Raw genomic sequence first — 19,642 nt, forward strand, 5'->3', positions numbered from 1 at the left:
GGGGGTCGTCCCTCCACTGTCGCACCGTCACGTTTCGTGTACGCGCCCGCTCCCACCTCCGGGCAACGGGATGCCACGATCCACCGTCATGGTAGGTGTTGGCGTCCACCCTGTCCGGTGCCGCGGGAGGCCGTCGGCCGGAACGGGGAGGATCCGGCGTGAAAGCGCAGATGAACGGCGGTGCCGAGGGTTCCGGCGATCCTTGTCCACTTGTGCGTTGATGTATGTTTCAATCATCTGGGTTCATGGACCGTTCCACCCGCGCCCGCCGATCTCTCCCGCACGCCGGCCGGTGAGCCGCCCCGCGCGGGACGGGGATCAGAGATCCATCCAGGACAGGGCCAGGGTGGTGTGGCGCTTGGGGATGAGCAGCCCGTCGCGCGGGGGGTCGTCCCGGTAGGCGTCGATGCGGAGCCCGTTCGTCATGGGACGATCGGCCATGTCCCACGCCTGGACGTGGGCGGCCAGTTCGGACGCGAGCCGGAACCGGTCCGGCCCGTGACCGCGTGCGATCAGCGTGCCGTCCGGCGAGGGCTCCAGCAGGCAGAGGTTGTCGTGTTCCACGATCCCGACGGCCATCCTGAATCCCGTCAGGTCGAGCGGGGGCGAGGCCAGCCATCCGGGCCGCGCCTCCGAGATCGTGCACCAGCGGGGTTCGTGCACGGCGAGCCAGAGGCTCAGCCCGTCGAGGAGCTGGGAGGGGCCGACGCTGATCTCGGTGGACAGCTCGACCACGGGGCCGTCGAGCGCCCCCAGCACGTCACCGATCTCGCCGGCCTCGGGCAGCGCGACGATCAGGTCGGACTCCCGGTCCAGCACCACGGTCGTCTCGGGCCCCGCGAAGGGGCCGCGCATCCGCATGAACCCGCAGGGCAGGACCGAGCGGCTGGTCCAGTGCCCGCCGTCGCGCTCCATCGCCACCGACCGCTGCACCCCGCGCAGGTCCAGCGGGGCGACGAGCCGCCCGTCCGGCCCGAGCTGCTCCAGCCAGGCCGGGGCCAGATCCCACACGCCGACGGTGGCGATCACCCTGTCGTAGGGGGCCTCGGGGGAGAACCCGTCCGCCCCGTCGGCGCACACCAGCCGGACCTCGGGATGCCCCGCCGCCGACAGGTGCTCCCCGGCCAGCGCCACCAGGTCGGGATCGATGTCGACGCTCACCACCAGCCCCTCCGGCCCCACCAGGTGGGCGAGCAGGGCGGCGTTGTACCCCGTCCCCGTCCCGATCTCCAGGATCCGCTGCCCCGGAGCCACGCCGAGCTGGTCGAGCATCAGCGCCATGATGGCGGGCTGGGAGGAGGAGCTGATCGGCCGTCCCTCCGCGTCGCGCTTGGTCACGATCGCGTCGTCCTGGTAGACGGTCTCCGCCGGAAGCTCCGGCAGGAAGGCGTGCCGCGGCACCGTCCGCAGCGCGCCGACCACGGCGTCGCTGATCCCTCGGACGCGGACCTGGGAGACCAGATCTTCCCGTAACGCGTGCCACTCAGCCATCTCGACCTCCGTGCCGTGTGCGTACCTGGTGCCCTGAGTTATATGCCCCGTAGGTGTGGAACCTCCCTGTGGCACGCCGCCGCTCGGTGTCCCTTATAGGACAAAATCCGTGCGCGGGCCGGGGCGGGCGGAGGAGCGGGCGGGCGCGGCGGGCGGGACCGGGGCGAAAGGCCGGGCGGATGCAGGGCCGGGCCGGGTGGGAGGCGGGAGGGGAGACCGGAGCGGGTGAACGGCCGGGCCGGGTCGAAGGCGAGGCGGGAGGCTGGGCGGGTGGGGGAAGGCGAGTGGAGGGCGGGATGTCCCCGCCCTCCGCCTCCGGCCCTGGGAGCGTGGACCGCTGTCCGGCATTCGGGGGACGGAGCCGGACAGCCACGAATCTATGCATCCATCCGTCTGATGTATGCGTAGAAATACACCCTTACTGCAGGCAGAACTCGTTCCCCTCGGGGTCGGCCATGAGTGACCAGTACTCCCCGTTCTCCTCATCGGTGCGGACCTCGGTGGCGCCCAGGTCGACGAGCCGTTTCACCGCCGCCTGCACCAGCGGGCGCCGCTTCTCGGTCGGCGTGCCCGACGGGCCGCCCACGTTGACGTCGAGGTGGACGCGGTTCTTGACGACCTTGGCCTCGGGCACCCGCTGGAAGTAGATCCTGGGACGCCCCTCGTCCGGATCCACCAGCGCGGCCCAGTTGGACCGCTCGTCCTCGGGGATGCCCTGGGCCTCCCCCCAGGCGTCCCAGCTGTCGAACCCCTCGGGGGGCGGCTGCGGACGGTACCCGAGGGCCTCGGCCCAGAAGGCGGCGAGCTTCGGCGGGTCGTGGGCGTCGAAGGTGATCTGAATGTCCATGGGGACTCCTATTCCCACTCCGCCAGGATTACGGCCTCCTTCTCCGGGTCGATGCCGTGACTCCTGAAGGAGCGCTCCGCCGCCGGCACGTCACGCAGCCACGCCCAGGTGTCGCGCACCGTCTCGGCGACGGGGCGGCAGGTCAGCCCGGCCGCGAGGGCCTTGGCCGAGGACGTCAGCCACACCCCGGCGAAGTCGGGATCGGCGGGGGCCCAGACGGGGAACTCGGTCCACGGCTCCACCTGGCGGTCGAGCAGGAAGCGGTCCTCCACCCAGACGAACTCGGCGTCCGAACCGGTCACCGCCCGGCACTCGGCCAGCAGGCCGCCGTAGGTGGTGTTGGCGGGCACCCCGCCGGCGAGGAAGCGGTCAGCGCCTCCAGCCTCGGTCCGGTCCAGGGTGAACGCGGCGAGGTCCCGGACGTCGATGACCTGCATGGCCCGGTCCGGGTCGCCGGGAGCGAGCACCCGCCCGCCCCGGGAGATCCGGTCCAGCCACCAGGGCAGACGGCCCACGTCCTCGTGCGGGCCGAGGATGAGACCCGGCTGGATGATCAGCGCGCCGCCCTCGAACCCCTCCTCCACCGCCCGCTCGCAGCCCGCCTTGAGCGTGCCGTAGTCGCCGTCCTCGGGACCGGCGTCCGGCGCGCACGCGTAACGCGGCGAGCTCTCGTCGCACGGCCGGGCGGGGAAGTCGCTGAGCGCGGAGATGCTGGAGATGAACGTGTAGGTGCTCGCGCGGCCGTTGAGCCTGCGTACCGACGCGCCGACCAGCCTGGGAACCCTGCCGATGACGTCGACGACGGCGTCCCAGGTGCGGCCCTCGACCAGCCGGTCCAGGTCCTCCGGCACCTCGCGGTCGCCCCTGACCGCCTCGGCCCCCGGCAGGTCGACGCCGCTGCGCCCCCGGTTGAACGTGGTGACCTCGTGTCCGCGCCGCAGCGCCTCCTCGGTGATCGCCCGGCCGACGAAGACCGAGCCTCCGATGATCAGAATTCTCATAGCGCCTGATTCTCGGCGCCCGCCCCCGGCGGGGCCATGGGCTTTCACCCTTGGCGCAAGCCATCTGCTCAGGGCAGATCCGGTACGACGAGCGGAGGCCGCATCCCGTACGGCACATAGGATGGCGTGGATCAGGCCGGGCCGCTCGTCACCGCGGGGTGCTGCTCCAGCAGGTGCACCCGGGCGGTGCCGATGTCGAAGTACAGGCCGACCAGCTCCAGGTCCCCGCTCCGGAAGAGCCGGTCCACCTGGGGGTAGGTCCGCAGGTTCTCCAGCTGCTGGATCACGTTGACCCGGCAGAGGCGGTCCAGCGGCCCGTGGTCCTCCTCCGCGCTCTCACCGGCGATGAACCGCGCCAGGGTGTGGTTGCCGTGGACCAGCCAGCGGCCCAGCGCGGGCTGCTCCGTCACCTTCTCCCCGGCACTGAGCAGCGCGCCCATCGCCCCGCACCCCGAATGACCGCAGACCGTGATGGTACGGACGCTGAGCACCTCGGTCGCGTACTCGATCGCCGCGGCCACCGAGTCGTCCGCGGGCGCCGACCCCAGCCGGGGCACCAGGTTGCCGAGGTTGCGGACCGTGAACAGGTCCCCCGGGCCGCTGGAGGTGATCAGGTTCGGCACGATGCGCGAGTCCGCGCAGGTGATGAACAGGTGCGAGGGCTCCTGGGTGCGGGCCATCCCGTGGAACAGGGGACGGACCAGCGGCGCGGTGAGCCGGTGGAACTCCCGCGCCCCGGCCAGCAGGTCCGGTACGGCGGGGCTGCCGCCGAGGTGCGGGTGCCGGGTGGTCGCCGCCGGGTGCGCGACCCGGCGGCCGCGCCGGCGGTGCGACCAGGGCAGCCACCAGCGGTCCGGCGCCCGGGGCGGGGTCTTGGACGGGAACATCCGCGCGCCGCTGGCCGCCATGGCGTACCACTCGTCGTGGATCTCGTCGATGTTCACGGTCCCGCCGGCGCGCTCGTGATCCTGGCGCCAGGCGTGGATCGCCTCGAACGCCGCGTTGTCCATGAAGTCGATGTTCAGGTCCAGGTCGACCGTCACCCCCTCCGGGATGGCCCGTAGCTCCGAGGTGAGCGTGGGGACCCCCAGGAAGGTCAGGGATCCGCCGATCACCACGTGCCGGCGGCCGTCGGGCTCGGCCGTCGCCCGTACGGTCACCCGGGTGAGACGGCGCAGCGCGAGCAGCGCGGCCAGGCCCAGGCCCACCAGCACGCCCTCGGCCAGCCCGAGCAGCACCACCCCGGCCATGGTGACCACGTACACCGGGACCTCGCTGTGGCCGCGCAGGTTGCGAAGGTGGCTCATGTTGACCATCTGCACGCCGATGAAGACCAGCAGCGCGGCCAGCGCCTCCATCGGGATCAGGGCGATCATCCAGCCGAACCCGAGCGCGAACAGCAGCAGCCACACCCCGTGCATGACCGTCGACCACCGGCTGCGGGCCCCGGCGCGGACGTTGGTGGTGCTGCGCACGATGACCCCCGCCACCGGCAGGCCGCCCAGCGCGCCGGTCACCATGTTGGCCACCCCCTGACCGGTGAGCTCCCGGTCCAGGTCAGAGCGCCTGCCCTGGTGCAGCTTGTCCACGGCCACCGAGCAGAGCAGCGACTCGACCCCGGCCAGCAACGCCACCAGCAACACCGCCGCGACGATCCCGTGCCAGTCGCCTTGCGGCCACACCGGCCCGACCCACGCGTCCAGGCTGGCGGACAGGTCGATCCGGGTGACCTGCCAGCCGGCCGCCCACGCGGTCACCGAGGCGACGAGCAGCGCCGCCAGCGGGGCGGGAAGGCTCCGCAGCCGCGGGGGCAGGCGGGTCCAGGCGATCAGGACCACGATGGTCAGCAGGCCGGCGAAGACCGCGTGCGTGTGGTTGTGGACGATCTGGTGGGGCAGCTCGACCAGGTTCTCGATCGCCGAACGCTGCGAACTCCCGCCGAGCACCACGTGCAACTGGGCCAGGGCGATCACCACGCCCACCCCGGCGAGCATGCCGTGGACCACGGCAGGGGACACGGCCAGCGCGGAACGGGCGACCTTGCAGACGCCCAGCAGCAACTGCAGGGCACCGGCGAGCAGGGTGATCATGCAGGTGGCCCGCCAGCCGTACCTCATGACGAGGTCGGCCACCACCAGCGAGAGGCCGGCGGCGGGCCCGCTCACCTGGACGACGGAGCCGCCGAGAAGACCGGCCACCACGCCGCCCACCACGCCGGCGACGAGTCCCGCGGCCAGCGGTGCCCCCGAGGCGACCGCGATGCCCAGCGAGAGGGGCATCGCCACCAGGAAGACCACGACGGAAGCGGGCAGGTCGTGCCGCAGTACGGAGGCAAGGCCACCCGCCGTGACCTTGCCGTCACTTTTCGTGTCCGTCTCCATGCGGCAGACCCTACGGGTCCGCGCCCCGCGGCCTCGGGTTTTTACCCGAGGCTTTTACGCGGGGTGGAGAGAATCAACGCAGAGGGTCAGCGGTAGTAGTCGGGAAAGTCCGGCTCCTCGACGCGGTGGTGGCCGCCTCGCGAATCCGGCCTGGCCCGCTCACCGGTGCGGTCGCCGGCCCCCGGGGGGGTCTTCTCGGGTGCCGCGGTGCCGTACAGCTCGCCGTAGCTCGGCCAGCTCGGGCCGTCGCTTCCCGGCGGGGTACCAGGCTCCGGCCACGCGGCCGGGCTGGCCGGGGTGGCGGGCCTGGGCTCGTACCCGTAGCCTCCCGCGCGTCCCTGGCCTCCGGGCGTGCCGCCCCGGGGGGAGGGGCCCCGGGAGCCGGTCGAGGCGGGCACCGCCGGGTTCGGCCCGGTGACCGCGTCGTCGTCGATGGTGGCCCAGCCGGAACTGACCTCGTACGACCCCGAGGGGGGACCGCCGTGCACCGGCGTCTGGTACGAGGAGTAGGACGGGCCCGCGTCGTCGAGGATGTCGGCGGTGTTCGCGGCCGGCCAGCCACCCGAGGCGGGGCTGGTGGCCTGGGCCCACGGGTTGTCCGCCACGTCACGCCGGGACGGCTGCTGCGGCTGTGCCTGCGGGCGCTGCTGCGCCGCCGGCGGGGTGCGGTAGGAGGCGCCGAGCGGGTCCGCCGCGGAGGTGACGGGGAAACCGCCGCTGGTCGTGGGGCCCATGGGAGGCATCGGGGCGAGCGGCCCGCCACCGTGACCCGGGCGGGCGCCCGCCGGGCCGTTCGCGGGAGAGGCCGTGCCGCCGGCCCGGGAACCCGCCCCGCCCGCGGGGGAGGTCGCGCCGCGGCGGGAGTAGGAGACGCCGAGCGGGTCGTTCAGCGGATCGGGCCGGGAGGGGGCGGCGGGCTGAGCCGCCTGATGTGACGGGGCCCTGTTGCCGGCGTTGCCGCCGCGGCGCGAACTCGCCCGCGACGGGCGGCCCTCGCCGAAGGTGTTCGGGACCGGGGCCGCGAAGGTCACGGTCTTCTGCTCGGCGAGCGAGGCCGCGGTGGGAGCCGGGTTCGGCTGCACCGGGGCCACCAGGTCCGACAGCCCGGAGGGCAGGGAGGCCGAGGCGATGGCCGGCTCCGCGGAGGGGCGCGGCTCGGGCGCCGCGGGGCGCTGCGTGGCGCCACGGGACGGCGGCCTGGTCGGCAGCGGCGCCTGCACGGTCGCCGCGTCGGCGTCGACCGCGCGGTCCTGCGACTCGACGGGACGGCTCGCGCCCATCCGGGCGGCCAGGGACCCTCCGAAGCCGCCTTCGTCGGCCTGGAGCCGCGTCCAGTAGTCGTCGTCGTAGTCGTCCATCTGGCCGAACTCGTTCAGGCCACGCTTGCCCCGCTGGCTCGGAGGCCGCGGCTGGCGCGGGGGCTTCGGCTCGTCGAACGGGGTGAGGTCGGGGGTGAAATGGTTCATCTTCGGTTCTCTGGTGGCGAAGTCGTCGCTGGACGTGGTCGGAGCCAGCGCCTCCTTCTCCGCCATCTCCCGCAGACGTTCCGCGGGGAGCGCGCTCTCTCTGCGGTTCATCGACCGCATTCCCAGTGCCACGACGACGAGCACGAGGAGCACGACGGCGACCAGGCTTACTACGACCGCGATCATTGCACCACCCTCAAGGCCATGGCCTTACAGCGGCGCCGGTGAGATCGCGCGGCCATCGACGCGACCTGCCCCCCTGCATCACCTGCGCTCGGACATTGGATCTGATTGTGTCGGACCACTATGAGCGTTGTCACACCCTAAGTGAAGAATTGGTAACCATTACTACCTCCGGTATTTGCCCGGTCACTCGAGGTGAGCCGTGGTGAGCCGTCCCCAGGCGATCGTCTTGTCCGCGATGCTCTTCAGGGTCTCGTTCAGCGGTGCCCCCTTGCGGAGGCCGACCCAGTCCTTCAGCGCGTAGACGGTGAAACGATAGTTCTCCTGGGGGCCGCACGGCGGGTCGTACCCCACCGTGCCCTTCGACGTGCTCCCCTCGACGGCCCGCACGGGCACGCTACCCTCCGGCAGCTCGTTGGTGCGTGAATCGATGTCGAACACCACCCAGTTCACCTCGCCACCTGTCCGGGAGTTGTTGTCCACGACGATTGCGACGGACCTCGTACCCTCAGGAACGCGGGACCAACGTAGCGGAGGGTTACCGGCCGAACCCTTGCACGAGTAGTCGGACGGCAGGGGGCCACCGTCCCTGACCCGAGGGCTGGAGACGCCGATCGGCTCCAGCTGCAACCGCTCCGAGGAGGCCATGCCGCTCGCCAGCCCGCATCCGGAGGAGGCGATGACGAGCACCGCGGCCACCGTCACCGTGGAGGTGAGCCGCGGGCGACGCGTAGACGTGTTCGGCTGCCCCATGCCCGATGATGCTACGCGGGTCTGGAAGTTGCGCAGACCGGATCGCGAGGTTCCACGCTGAAGAAATGCTGTGAAACCGGGAGAAAGCCGGTGTGGGGGGTGGGAGTGATTGTCGCAACGTATTTCGCCGTCCGGGTCCTGGGCGAAGCGGTCCGGGTCTCCGCCGAAGCGGTCCCGGTCCTCGGCGGGAGCCGTCCGGGCCTTCGGTGAAGCGGTCCGGGTCCTCGACGGGACCGTGCGGGTCATCGGCGGGACCGTGCGGGTCATCGGCGGAGCCCGCCCGGGGTCCTCGGAGGAGCCGTTCGTCCTCCCGCGAGGTCGCCCGCTCCCACCGCGGGACGCGCGCCGGTCGCGTCAGTCGCCGCCCAGCTCCCGGTACGGCTTCCTGAGCAGGTCCACCAGCGGGATGTGCCGCACCTTGACCGCCGGAGGTTCCAGTATCCGCAGCAGCAGGTCCGCAGGGATCGTCGTGCCCCGAGGGCGCGGCCGTACACGGTTCAGCGGGACACCGGGGGAGTAGAAGTCGGCAACCCGCCCGTCGAACGGCTCGCCGGTCGGTTCGTCGGCAGGCTCGGCGAGCGGTTGGTCGGACGGTTCGGTGAGCGGTTCGTCGGACGGCATGCCGAGCGGTTCGTCGGACGGAGTATCGGACGGGGTGCCGGGCGGGATGTCGGACGGGGTGCCGGGCGGCACCTCACCGGATCCGGGGCGGGGCATCAGCTCACCGCCCGGGGGCCGAGCCGGAACAGCTCGCGCAGCCGCTCGGTGGACAGGCCGGCGATCCAGTCCTCGCCGGTGCCCACCACGCTCTGGGCGAGGGACTTCTTACGTTCGATCATCTCGTCGATCCGCTCCTCCAGCGTGTCGAGGCAGATGAACTTCCTCACCTGCACGTTCTTCGTCTGGCCGATCCGGAAGGCCCGGTCGGTCGCCTGGTCCTCCACGGCCGGGTTCCACCACCGGTCCACGTGGACGACATGGGAGGCCGCGGTCAGGTTGAGGCCGGTGCCGGCCGCCTTCAACGAGAGCAGGAACAGCATCGGCTCGTCGTCGCCCTGGAACCGCTCCACCAGCGCGTCGCGCCGCTTCTTGGACAACCCGCCGTGCAGCCACAGCACCGGCCGGTCGAGGTGGGCGGCCAGGTACGGCTGCAGGAGGGTGCCGAACTCGGCGTACTGCGTGAAGACCAGCGCCTTGTCGCCCTCCGCGACGATCTCCTCGGCCAGCTCCTCCAGCCGGGCCAGCTTGCCCGACCGGCCCGCCAGCCCGGACCCGTCCTTGAGGAACTGGACGGGGTGGTTGCAGATCTGCTTCAACCGGGTCATGGCGGCGAGGACGTTGCCACGCCGCTCGATGCCGCTGGAGCCGTCGATCCGCCCGAGCATCTCGCCGGCCACCGCCCCGTACAGCTCGGCCTGCTCCCGGGTGAGCGTGCACCAGACCTTCATCTCCTGCTTCTCGGGCAGGTCGGAGATGATGGAGCGGTCGGTCTTGAGGCGCCGCAGTACGAACGGGCCGGTGGCCCTTCTCAGTGCCGAGACGGCGTCGGGGTCGCGCCGTGTCTCGATCGGTTCCTGGTAGCGCGTCCTGAACCGCCTGGCCGGTCCGAGCAGCCCCGGGTTGCAGAACTCCATGATGGACCAGAGCTCCGTCAGGCGGTTCTCCACCGGCGTGCCGGTCAGCGCGAGCCTGGTGCGGGCGGGGATGGACCGCACCGCCCTGGACTGCCGCGTGGCGCTGTTCTTGATCGCCTGTGCCTCGTCGCACACCACCCGCTCCCACCGGATCGCCGCGAGCGCGCCGAGATCCCGCAACGCGGTGCCGTACGTGGTCACGACCAGGTCGGCCTCGCGTACCGTGGCGGCCAGCTCCGCCTCGCGCCGGCGCGCGCCACCGTGGTGGACGTACACGCGGAGCGAGGGGGCGAACCGGGACGCCTCCTTCTGCCAGTTGCCGATCAGCGACATCGGGCAGACCAGCAGTGTCGGCCCGGGCCGTCCCGGCAGCACGTGGCGCCCGCCCTGCCCGGAGTGTTCGCTCTGCCCAGGGTGTTCGCCCTGCCCGGGGTGCCCGCTCCCGGTGGGGTGCGTGGTCCCGTCCGACGGGCCGCCGTCGCCGGACCGGGGGACCTCGTCACGTGGGACGGTCTCGCCCGATGAGGTGCCGTCGCCCGATCGGGGTGCCTCGTCCGGTGGGGTTCCATCACCGGGTCGAGGCGGCCCGTCAGGTGGGGCGGCCTCGACGGGGTGGGTGCCGTCGTCAGGCGGAACGGCCTCGCCGGGCCGGATGCCCTCGCGTTCGGACAGCAGGAGCGAGAGGGTCGAGACGGTCTTGCCCAGCCCCATGTCGTCGGCGAGGATGCCGCCCAGGCCGAGCCCGGACAGGAAGCTCAGCCACGACAGGCCGCGTTCCTGGTACGGGCGGAGGACTCCCCGAAGGGCTCGCGGTACGGGCACCGGGGTGAGCCGGCGGTCGGCCTCACCGGAGAGGAGATCGCCCAGGACGCCGTGAGCGTCGACGGCGACCAGGGGCAGCTCCTCGTCGCCGCCCTCCACGACCTCGCGGATCACCTCGCCGACGGTCCGTTCGCCGGCGTGGCGCTCGATCACCTTCAACGCGGCCTTGATCTGCAGGTCGTCCAGCTCGACCCAGCGGCCCCTGAGCCGTACCAGGGGAACGCGGAGCTCGGCGAGCTCGGCGAGCTCCGCGGCGTCGATCGTGTGGTCGCCGACGGTGACGTCCAGCCGGACGTTCACCCGGTCGTCGAGACCGGTCTCCGTGTGGTCGGATCCTCCGCGACCGGACGCCGCAGGGCCGGGCTCCTCGGGGCCGGGGGCCTCGTGAGCCGGCTCTTCGCGGGCGGGCGACTCGCGAGCGGATTCCTCGCGGCCGGATCCTTCCTGCCCGGATCCTTCGTGACCGGGTCTCGCGCGCCCGCCGGCGAGTGGTTCACCGGCGAGCGGACGGGTGGTGAGCTTGAGGCCCAGCCCCTGCCGACCGGCCCAGGCGGGCAGTCGCACCTCGTACCCCGCCGCCCGGAGCACGGGTGCGCCGTGACGGAGGAACGAGAACGCCCAGGCGGTCTCGACCGTCAGACCGGTCGGCAGGGGGGCGCGCAGCGCGGTGTGCAGGCCGGGGTGGAGCCGCACGGCCCGGACGAGACCGGCACGGAGCACCTCCTCGGGTCGCTCGGGGAGCCACGGCGCCCGCTCCCCGGCTCGGATACGCTCGGCCGGCAGGTAACGGGCGCCGCCCATGCCGCCCATGCCGCTCGTGCCGTCCGTGTCGTTGACGGTGCCGGTGTCGCGGGCGTCTCCGGTGTCACCGGTGTTGTTCATGGCGCCGGTGCCGGTCGTGCCGTCCGTGTCCTCCGCGGGGGAGAGACCGAACTCGATGCGCCAGGTGTCCTCGTCCTCGGCGGGCTCGATCAGCCGGAAGCAGACGCGTACCGGGCCCTCCAGCTCGTGGGCGGAACCGAGCCAGCCGGTCAGGGCCTCGCCCAGCACCGCCGCCTCGGCCGGTCTCGCGCCGGGAAGCAGGGCGTCCTCGCCGGTCAGCGCATACAGCCAGCGGTCGGCCAGGGCCGTCCTGGCACCCGGGCGAGAGCCGAGGATCAGGCGGCCGGGCAGTGACAGCCGCGCCGCGCCGTCGACCAGTCCGTTCAGCAACTCCTCCAGCACCTCCGCCGGCGGCCTTTCGCGTCCGGCCGCCCTGCAGATCGGCGGCATCGCGGCGGCGAGGCCGGGAAGGACGGACAGGTCCGCGCCGGTGAGCACCGGCCGCCACCGGGCGGCGTGGACGCCGTCCTCCACGACGAGCTGCGGCAGGATCCGGCCGCGCCGGGCGAGGCCGCGGGCGTGTTCGGCCACCACGGCGAGATACCGCAGCGAGAGGGCGGGCTCCCAGGCCGGAGCGTCGTCGCCCCCGTCCTCGAAGGCGAGACCGGCCGTGGCGGGAGCGGCGGTTCCCGGGGCCGGAGCGGGCAGCGAACCGAGCAGCCGGAGCGCGTCCGCGGGCTGGAACAGCAGCGAGGGGATCCGCCAGGCGGAGATCCTCGGCCTCCGCGCCCGGCTCGCCAGGCCCGACTCGGGGGAGGGCAGCGGGCCGGCGGCCGACCCGGGAAGCAGGACGGTCAGTTCCCGTGCCTCGACGGCACCCGTGATACCCGTGATCCCCGGGAGGAGCAGAGCGGATCCGCTGTCCGCGGCACCTGCCGTGCCGCCCGTGATCGCCGGGGCGCCTGGGACGGCCGGGGCACCCGAGGTGGGCGGTGCGGCTCCCTGAGGGGTCGCCTCGGCCCGGCGGGCCGCCCCCGGGACGGCGGGGAGGGTGGTGCCAGAAAGTTCGCTTAGCGTCCCATTCAGGGACTCTTCGGGTGAATCTCCCATGATCAGGTCGATCACGGCCGCGAGAGTGGTCGTGGACGCGGCGAACGGGTGCCTGCGGAGCAGGGCGCGGGACGCGGACGCCCGAGCCTGGGCGGTGTCCTCCGCCCAGACTCCGAGCGACCCGTCCACCCACACACCGTGAACCACGAGCACGTGACCACCCCTGTCCCGAATCGCCGATGACGCCGGGCTCGGCCCCCGCTCCGCCCGCGAACAGACTAGACGTGGCTGCGGAAGGCCCGGATCGCCAAAGGAGCGAACACCACGGCGAAACCGGCGGCCCACAGCAGCGCGAAGAGCGTGGGGCGGGCGATGTCACCACCGATCAGCAGGCCGCGGATGGCGTCGGCCAGGTGCGTGACGGGGTTGATGTCCGACCAGGTCTTCAGCCAGGAGGGAAAGGTGGCCGAAGGCACCAGCGCGCTGCTGGTGAAGGTCAGCGGCATCATGGTGGAGAAGGAGATCATCTGCACCTTCTCGGGGCTGGAGGCCTTCAGCCCGATCAGCACCGACATCCAGGACATGGCCAGGGCGACCACGACCAGCAGGGCAAGGGCACCCAGCAGGCCGAACACGCTGGTGGTGACCCGGAATCCCAGCACCATGCCGAAACCGACCAGCAGGACGAAGGCCCACATCTGCTTGACGGTGTCGGCGATGACGCGGCCGGAGAGCGGCGCGGTGCGGGCGATGGGCAGGCTGCGCAGCCGGTCGAAGACGCCCTTGGTGATGTCGGTGTTGAGACCGATCGCGGTGGACAGCGTGTAGAACAGGGCGTTCTGCACGAGCAGCCCGGGCAGGGCGAACTGCAGGTAGTCGCCGGTGGAGCCGGAGATGGCACCGCCGAAGACGTAGGTGAACAGCAGCAGGAACATGATGGGCTGGATGCTCAGATCCAGCAGCTCCCACGGGTTGTGCTTGATCTGGACCAGGCTGCGCCAGGCCAGCGTCATGGTCTGCTGCAGGGTGGCCAGCGGGCTGACGCGCCTGGCGGCCACCTGCGGGATGGTCGTCGTCAGCGTCGTCATGCGAAGGCCTCTTCCTTCTCGGGGGTGTCCTCGTCCTCGGGCAGCCGGCCGGTGATGGAGAGGAAGACCTCGTCCAGGCTGGACGTGCGCAGCGCGAGCTCGGAGGCGATGACCCCCTGGTCGTCCAGGCGCCGCACGATCACCGGGACGGCCGCCGGGTCGTGGATCGACGCGGTGGCCCTGCCCCCGCTGAGGTCGGGGGCCTCGCCCAGTACGTCGGCGAGCACCTTGCCCACCAGGTCGAGGTGCTCGGCCCGCAACGGCCGTACCTCCAGGACCTGGGCGCCGGTCGTCGCCTTGAGCTGGTCGGAGGTGCCGGAGGCGATGACCTTGCCGTGGTCGAAGACGACGATGTCGTCGGCGAGCTGGTCGGCCTCCTCCAGATACTGCGTGGTGAGCAGGACGGTGACGCCGTCGGCCATCAGGCCGCGCACCACGCTCCACAGCTCGGTGCGGCTGCGCGGGTCGAGCCCGGTGGTCGGCTCGTCGAGGAAGAGCACCTTCGGCCGGCCGATCAGGCTCGCGGCCAGGTCGAGACGCCGGCGCATGCCGCCGGAGTAGGTCTTGGTGGCCCGCCCGCCGGCGTCGGACAGGTCGAAGCGCTCCAGCAGCTCGTTCGCGCGGGCCCGTGAGTCGGCGCGGGACATGCCCAGCAGGCGGCCGATCATCACCAGGTTCTCGATGCCGGTGAGCATCTCGTCGACGGCGGCGTACTGGCCGGTCAGGCCGATCAGCGAGCGCACCTGATGGGACTGGCTCGTCACGTCGTAACCGCCGACGGAGGCGGTGCCGGCGTCGGGGCGGAGCAACGTCGCCAGGATGCGCACCGCGGTCGTCTTGCCGGCGCCGTTGGGGCCCAGCACGCCCAGCAGACGCCCCTGGGGCACGAGAAGATCCACCCCGTCCAGCGCCCGGGTCTCCCCGTAGCGTTTCACCAGGCCCTCGGCCTGTATGGCATAGGTCATCGTTCGGTCCTCTTCGTCGTGGCGGATCTCACAGCATGCACCGTCCCACCGACAATTCCCGGCCTCCGGCCCGCTCGCTCCGGATCCGTTACGAACCGTCCCCGCCGGACGCGGGACGATTCGCGAGGGCGGCGTCCGGGCGGGCCGCCGTGCCCGTCGTCTCCCGGCCGCTCCCGCGCGGTGTTCGCGGCTCCCGGACCGTTCCAGCGGCCCGTCCCCGGTACGCGGCCGGCCCCCGTCGCGACGAGAGCGTTTAGGCTGGCAACGTGAGTGACCGCGCCGATGAGCACAGCACCGCCTCACCGCAGGCGTGGGCGTCCGGCCGTCCGGCCGAGCGTCGCCGAGGCGGCCCGGGACGTGACCGTTTCTCCCTTCGTGACCCCGCCAATCCCGTCTCCCGCAAGGCCATCGCCATGTGGCTGCTGGAGGGGTTGTTCTGGTCCGTGGTCCTGGCCGTCGGCTCCTTCTTCCTCGCCCGGTGGATCGACGAGGATCGCTGGTCCTGGCTCCCCGTGTGGGTGCTCGACAACATCTGGTGGCTGCCGGGCATCATCCTGGTGCTGCTGATCCCCGGCATGATCATCGAGCCCTTCTGGCGGTACGCCGTGCACAGGTGGGAGCTCAGCGAGGACGTGGTCTACGCGCGTTCCGGCTGGATCAGCAGGGAATGGGTGTTCGTCCCCGTCAGCAGGATCCAGACGGTCGACAAGGCGCAGGGCTGGATCGAACGCATGCTGGGCCTGGCCACGGTCGAGATCCGTACCGCCTCGCACGCCGGTTCGTCCACGATCAAGGGCCTTGAGTACCAGGTCGCCGCCGAACTGGCCGAGGGGCTCGCCCGCCGTGCGGAGGAGCTCAGGGACGACGCGACATGAGCGGATCCGCCGCCGATCACCCGCCTGCCGGGCCTTCGGACCCCGAGGTTCCCGGTCGAGGGGTGCCGGACCCGGGCGGCCCCGCCGACCCCGCCGGCCTCGCCGGCCCCGTTGGCCCCGCCGGTCCCGAGAGCCCCGCCCCCGGGCCCGGACCCGACGTCTCCGCTCCGCACGGACCCGACGGGCTCGCTCCGCCCGGGGCCGTCGGGCTCACGCCGGAGGGATCGGGCGGGCTCGCGCCGGAGGGGCCGGGCGGGCCCGGCGGGGAGGGGGACGGGCCGCCGACCGGCGGGCCGTTGCGGCTCAGCCCGAAGGTGCTGCTGACCGATCCGATCCGGATGCTGCCCTCGCTCTTCGTGCCGCTGGCGGGCGTGCTGTTCATCGGCGGATTCTCCCCGGGGTCGTTCGTGTGGGCGGCGATGGGCGTCGTCGGCTCCGTCGCGTTCGCGGCGGTGCGCTGGGCGACCTTCACCTACCGGATCGTCGGTGACCGGCTGGAGCTCACCCGGTCGCTGATCAGCAGGTCGGTACGGACCATCCCGCTGGAGCGGATCCGCGGGGTCGACGTCAGCGCTCCGCCGCTGCACCGCCTGCTCGGCATCTCCGTCCTGCGGATCGACACCGGCGCGGGCGGCGACGACAAGCAGGAGGGCGAGCTCGACGGGGTGACCGTCGAGGAGGGGGAACGCCTCAAGGCCGTGCTGCTCTGGCACGCGCGTGCCCGGACGGCGAGGCGCGTCCAGGCGCGCGGGGCGGACCAGGCGACCGGCCAGGCGGGCCCGGGGGGGCTCGCGGACGGCGTGCCCGCCGGGCCGGGAACGGGTGCCGAGGCCGGGACGGTCCGTCACGAGGTGGGGGACACCACTCCCGAACGGGTGTTCTTCGTGCTGCCGCGCAAGTGGCTCGTGTACGGCCCGCTCTCCGGCGCCTACCTGCTGACCCCTTTCGCGCTGGTGGCCGGTGCCGTGGGCCTGGCCTTCCAGCTGGGGACCGAGTTCGGGATCGACAGGCGGGTCCTCGTCGGCGCGGGTGAGTGGCTCTGGGAACACCCGCCCCTCCTCATCGCGGCTCTGGTGGTGCTCATCCTGGCCATGCCGGTGGTCGGCGCGGTCATGTACGCGGTGTTCAACTGGGACTTCAGCCTCCGGGCCCGCGAGGGCTATCTCGTCGCCGGTCGCGGCCTGATCACGCGCCGGAGCGTGTCGCTGGAGCGGCGCAGGGTCCGCGGGTTCGAGTTCGTCCAGGGCCCGGCCGAGCGCGGTGCCGGTCTCGGCCGCGCCTGGGCGATCGTGACCGGTCTGGGGGACTCGCAGACACGAGGCCAGCTCATGCCGGTGGCGCCGAAGGACATGGTGCTCGACGTGGTGGGCGAGGCCATCGGCCCGATCGCCACCGACCTGCGGCCGCACCCGCCCGCCGCGCGCAGGCGCAGGCTGTTCCGGGCGATCTTCCCCTGGCTGGTGGTCGCCGCCTGCGCGGTGGCCGCCGTCGAGCTCTGGTCCGGGTTCTGGTGGGCGCTCGGGGCACCCGCCCTGCTCCTCGCGGCGCTGGGCGTCCCGCTCGGCCTCGACCGCTACCGTTCCCTCGGCCACACCTACGACGGCACCCGGCTTTCGGTCAGGTCGGGGTCGCTGCGCCGCTCCCAGGCGGTGATCGAGGAACGGGCCGTGGTCGGCTGGACCCTGAGCCAGACCTGGTTCCAGCGCCGCGCCGGTCTGCTGACCGTGACCGCAGGGGTGGGGGCGGGCAGTGGAGGCTACGCCGCCATCGACGTCGGAGAGGACGACGGGCCCGCCTTCGCCGCGGAGGTCACCCCCGCCTGGCTCTCGCCGTTCCTCGTCTCCGGGCCACGGTCGCCGGGCGAACGGCGTGAGGCGGTGTCGTCCGGGGCGCCGGGATCACCGGGGGCGGCGGCGTCGTCCGAGGTGCCGGGATCGTCCGCGTCGTCCTGGGCGTCGGAGTCGCCCGGATCGTCCCTACCGCCCGGTGGTCCGGCGAACGGCTGACACACACGCGGGCGGGTGACCGGGACTCCCGGTCACCCGCCCGCGTGATGTGGTCAGTCCTGGCGCCGGGCTCCGAACATGATCTCGTCCCAGGTGGGCACCGAGGCGCGCCGCCCCCGGGACTTCTTGGCAGGCCGTGCCGGGGTGGGGGCCGGTGCGGGCTTGGGCGGCTCCACCGGCTTCTCGGCCGCGGGCTTGTCGGCCTTGGGCTCCGGCGTTCCGGCGGGGCCGGTCTCCGGTGTCTCCGGGTCGGTCCTGGCCGGTTCGTCCACGCTGACCCGCGCCGCGGGCACGGCTATCGCACCCTCCGGGACGGTCGGTCCCGCCGCCGGAGGGGGGCCCTCCGGTACGACGGGAGGCTTCGCGACGGGCTCGGACGCGGCGGGAGCCGCCTTCTCCGGGGCGGTCCGTTCCGGGACGGCCTGATCCGGGGCGGTCCGTTCCGCAGGAGGCGGCCCCGCGGGAGTGACCGCGGCCGGGGACGGCGAGCTCCCGGCATCCCCGGTCTCCCCGGCGTCCCCTGTGCTCCTCGCGGCTTCGGGGACGGCGGTCCCGGCGGCCTCCGGAACCCGGACGCTCTCCGGACCCGGTACGGGCTCCACCCGCTCCGGGGCCTCGGCCGCGGGACGGGTCGCGGCCTCCGGTGTGGTGACGACCGGCGCGATGACGGCCGGTGCCGGGGCCGGTTCGGCCACGGCGGGAGTCTCCGGCACGGAGGGTGTCTCCGGCACGGCGGGGCGCGCGGGTGCCGTGACGGGTTCCGGCTCCACCGGGGGGGCCGGGGGTTCGGCCACGGGCGGCACCGTGGAGGGCTCGGCCACCGGCGTCGCCACGGGGGACGCGCTCGTGGGTGCCACGACCGCAGGTGTCCCCACGGGCGGCATGGCCACGGGCGGGGCGGCCACGGGCGGGACGGACGGTGTGGAAGGCCTGGTCGCGGACGGCTCAGGCGCGGACAGTCCGGTCACGGCGGGCTCGGGCACGAAAGGCCCGGGTGCGGACGGCTCAGGCGTGGACGGCTCGGGCGCGGACGGCCCGGCCGCCTTCACGGTGGCCTCGGGGACGAGCGGCGGCGAGACGGGCGCGACGAGATCGGGCTCGGCGGAGGCGGGCGGCCCGTACGCGGCCGGCTCGTACGGAACCGGGCCGGGCGTGGTGACCGGCTCGGGCAGCACGGGCTCGGGGGGCCGCACCTGCGTGACGGCCTCGGCCCCCTGGGCCGCGGCGGAGGCGTGCTCCGCGATCCTGTCCGGCGGGTGACCTGCCGTGTCGGGCGCGCGCAGCGGCGGCACCGAGACCCTCGGGGCCTCGTAACCGGCCGGGAGCGGGGGCATGGGCGGCTGCTGGTAGGCGGCGGGCGGCGCCGGGACGGACGGGGGCATCGAGGGCTCGACCTGGGCGTAGGCGGGCCGGGGCTGGGCCGGCGGCTCGTGACGCAGGACCGAGGGGAAGGCCACCGGGGGCTGGTGCAGCGACTCGGACGCCAGCGACGGCACCGGGGCGAGCTTGGCCACACGCGGCACGAACGGCGTGACCGTGCCGTCCTCGACCGGGTCGGCGTCCTGCCCGCTGGAGAGGCGCAGGGCCTCGTCGTCGTGGGGCGTGATGTGGCGCCGCCGGGGATCGAAGATCCACTCGGCGTTGCGCGTGTGACCGTTCCACACGAAGCCGAGCTTGATGCGCCACATGTTGTCGTCCCGCTTGGCGGCGTCCCACTCGATCTCGTCGGCGGGCACGCCGCGACGGGTCAGCCGCTCGACGACCAGGTCGCCGAGGGTGGGACCGGGAGCGGAGTCGCCGGGCAGGCGCACGGCGCAGCGCTGCGCCTGCTGTGCCATGTACTCACGTTCCTGGAGCACGGGACCCTCGAACCATCGCACGCGTTCGACCGGGATTCCCGCCGTGTTGGCGATCTCCTCCGCGGTCTCGCCGGCACGGATCCGGGCCTGGATCTCCTTGGGGCGCAACGGACTCTCCACTTCGATCTCGTACTGGCCGAGACGGGAGAAGTTGCCGCGGACGGCAGCACGGAGCCGGTCGTCTACGGGCAGCGTGAACCGGGTACCCCGGCCGGCCGTCGCCAGCACGAGATAGGTCCCGTCCTCACTCACCGCGACGAGCCGGAGCTCCTGCATGCGAGTCCCTTCGTCGTCGTGCTCAATCTTCCCCCGGACCCTTGAGTCTCTCGCGTGTGCCGGTTGCCTGCCAGCACCGTACCCGGCATGTCCGAACATCGCCTTCCTGGATGGGGCTCGCAG

The 19,642-nt window shown here is 73.0% G+C and carries 13 protein-coding genes; 2 read left to right on the top strand and 11 right to left on the bottom strand.

Annotated features, from left to right (window positions below):
• Positions 1 to 318 precede the first annotated feature (318 nt).
• The 10 genes from fxlM to ACLQ2R_RS32320 form a co-directional block, all read right to left on the bottom strand.
• Complete coding sequence (fxlM, locus tag ACLQ2R_RS32275) at positions 319 to 1,491, bottom strand: methyltransferase, FxLD system (RefSeq protein WP_425965035.1); 1,173 nt, start codon at positions 1,489 to 1,491, stop codon at positions 319 to 321.
• A 418-nt stretch (positions 1,492 to 1,909) separates the two neighbouring features.
• Entirely contained in the window at positions 1,910 to 2,338 is a 429-nt protein-coding gene (locus tag ACLQ2R_RS32280) for a VOC family protein (RefSeq protein ID WP_425965036.1), read from the bottom strand.
• A gap of 8 nt (positions 2,339 to 2,346) precedes the next feature.
• Positions 2,347 to 3,339, bottom strand: a complete 993-nt coding sequence (locus tag ACLQ2R_RS32285) for an NAD-dependent epimerase/dehydratase family protein (protein ID WP_425965037.1) — start codon at positions 3,337 to 3,339, stop codon at positions 2,347 to 2,349.
• 131 nt (positions 3,340 to 3,470) lie between these two features.
• A complete protein-coding gene (locus tag ACLQ2R_RS32290; RefSeq protein ID WP_425965038.1) occupies positions 3,471 to 5,720 on the bottom strand; it encodes a SulP family inorganic anion transporter in 2,250 nt (749 codons plus the stop codon).
• Positions 5,721 to 5,806: 86 nt separating this feature from the next.
• A complete protein-coding gene (locus ACLQ2R_RS32295; RefSeq protein ID WP_425965040.1) occupies positions 5,807 to 7,372 on the bottom strand; it encodes a hypothetical protein in 1,566 nt (521 codons plus the stop codon).
• Between the two features lie 183 nt (positions 7,373 to 7,555).
• Positions 7,556 to 8,122, bottom strand: coding sequence for a YbhB/YbcL family Raf kinase inhibitor-like protein (locus ACLQ2R_RS32300; protein WP_386248253.1), 567 nt, complete (start codon positions 8,120 to 8,122; stop codon positions 7,556 to 7,558).
• A 354-nt stretch (positions 8,123 to 8,476) separates the two neighbouring features.
• Positions 8,477 to 8,839 (bottom strand): hypothetical protein, encoded by a 363-nt coding sequence (locus ACLQ2R_RS32305; protein ID WP_425965041.1) that lies wholly within the window; start codon positions 8,837 to 8,839, stop codon positions 8,477 to 8,479.
• The gene (locus ACLQ2R_RS32310) at positions 8,839 to 12,663 is read right to left on the bottom strand and encodes an SNF2-related protein (protein WP_425965043.1); all 3,825 of its coding nucleotides are present in this window, start codon (positions 12,661 to 12,663) and stop codon (positions 8,839 to 8,841) included. The genes ACLQ2R_RS32305 and ACLQ2R_RS32310 overlap by 1 nt, the downstream gene beginning before the upstream one ends.
• Positions 12,664 to 12,728: 65 nt before the next feature.
• A complete protein-coding gene (locus ACLQ2R_RS32315) occupies positions 12,729 to 13,538 on the bottom strand; it encodes an ABC transporter permease (RefSeq protein ID WP_386248250.1) in 810 nt (269 codons plus the stop codon).
• Positions 13,535 to 14,503: an ATP-binding cassette domain-containing protein gene (locus ACLQ2R_RS32320; RefSeq protein ID WP_425965044.1), complete on the bottom strand. Its 969-nt coding sequence runs from the start codon at positions 14,501 to 14,503 to the stop codon at positions 13,535 to 13,537. The genes ACLQ2R_RS32315 and ACLQ2R_RS32320 overlap by 4 nt, the downstream gene beginning before the upstream one ends.
• Before the next feature lie 266 nt (positions 14,504 to 14,769).
• Here ACLQ2R_RS32320 and ACLQ2R_RS32325 point away from each other — a divergent pair, with 266 nt between their 5' ends.
• Positions 14,770 to 15,378, top strand: coding sequence for a PH domain-containing protein (locus ACLQ2R_RS32325; RefSeq protein WP_425965046.1), 609 nt, complete (start codon positions 14,770 to 14,772; stop codon positions 15,376 to 15,378).
• A gap of 296 nt (positions 15,379 to 15,674) precedes the next feature.
• Entirely contained in the window at positions 15,675 to 17,384 is a 1,710-nt protein-coding gene (locus ACLQ2R_RS32330; RefSeq protein ID WP_425965048.1) for a PH domain-containing protein, read from the top strand.
• Between the two features lie 53 nt (positions 17,385 to 17,437).
• Here the strand turns inward: ACLQ2R_RS32330 and sepH are convergent, their stop codons facing one another.
• Entirely contained in the window at positions 17,438 to 19,519 is a 2,082-nt protein-coding gene (gene sepH, locus ACLQ2R_RS32335; RefSeq protein ID WP_425965050.1) for a septation protein SepH, read from the bottom strand.
• Positions 19,520 to 19,642 lie beyond the last annotated feature (123 nt).

This window comes from Streptosporangium sp. DT93 (assembly GCF_049844535.1).
Classification (GTDB): domain Bacteria; phylum Actinomycetota; class Actinomycetes; order Streptosporangiales; family Streptosporangiaceae; genus Streptosporangium.

What these genes read in the sequence shown, in the direction of transcription:
- ACLQ2R_RS32305 (WP_425965041.1), bottom strand. Translation starts at nt 8,839, where the DNA reads ATGCCCCGCCCCGGATCCGGTGAGGTGCCGCCCGGCACCCCGTCCGAC.
- ACLQ2R_RS32320 (WP_425965044.1), bottom strand. Translation starts at nt 14,503, where the DNA reads ATGACCTATGCCATACAGGCCGAGGGCCTGGTGAAACGCTACGGGGAG.
- fxlM (WP_425965035.1), bottom strand. Translation starts at nt 1,491, where the DNA reads ATGGCTGAGTGGCACGCGTTACGGGAAGATCTGGTCTCCCAGGTCCGC.
- ACLQ2R_RS32280 (WP_425965036.1), bottom strand. Translation starts at nt 2,338, where the DNA reads ATGGACATTCAGATCACCTTCGACGCCCACGACCCGCCGAAGCTCGCC.
- ACLQ2R_RS32315 (WP_386248250.1), bottom strand. Translation starts at nt 13,538, where the DNA reads ATGACGACGCTGACGACGACCATCCCGCAGGTGGCCGCCAGGCGCGTC.
- ACLQ2R_RS32295 (WP_425965040.1), bottom strand. Translation starts at nt 7,372, where the DNA reads ATGATCGCGGTCGTAGTAAGCCTGGTCGCCGTCGTGCTCCTCGTGCTC.
- ACLQ2R_RS32300 (WP_386248253.1), bottom strand. Translation starts at nt 8,122, where the DNA reads ATGGGGCAGCCGAACACGTCTACGCGTCGCCCGCGGCTCACCTCCACG.
- ACLQ2R_RS32290 (WP_425965038.1), bottom strand. Translation starts at nt 5,720, where the DNA reads ATGGAGACGGACACGAAAAGTGACGGCAAGGTCACGGCGGGTGGCCTT.
- sepH (WP_425965050.1), bottom strand. Translation starts at nt 19,519, where the DNA reads ATGCAGGAGCTCCGGCTCGTCGCGGTGAGTGAGGACGGGACCTATCTC.
- ACLQ2R_RS32285 (WP_425965037.1), bottom strand. Translation starts at nt 3,339, where the DNA reads ATGAGAATTCTGATCATCGGAGGCTCGGTCTTCGTCGGCCGGGCGATC.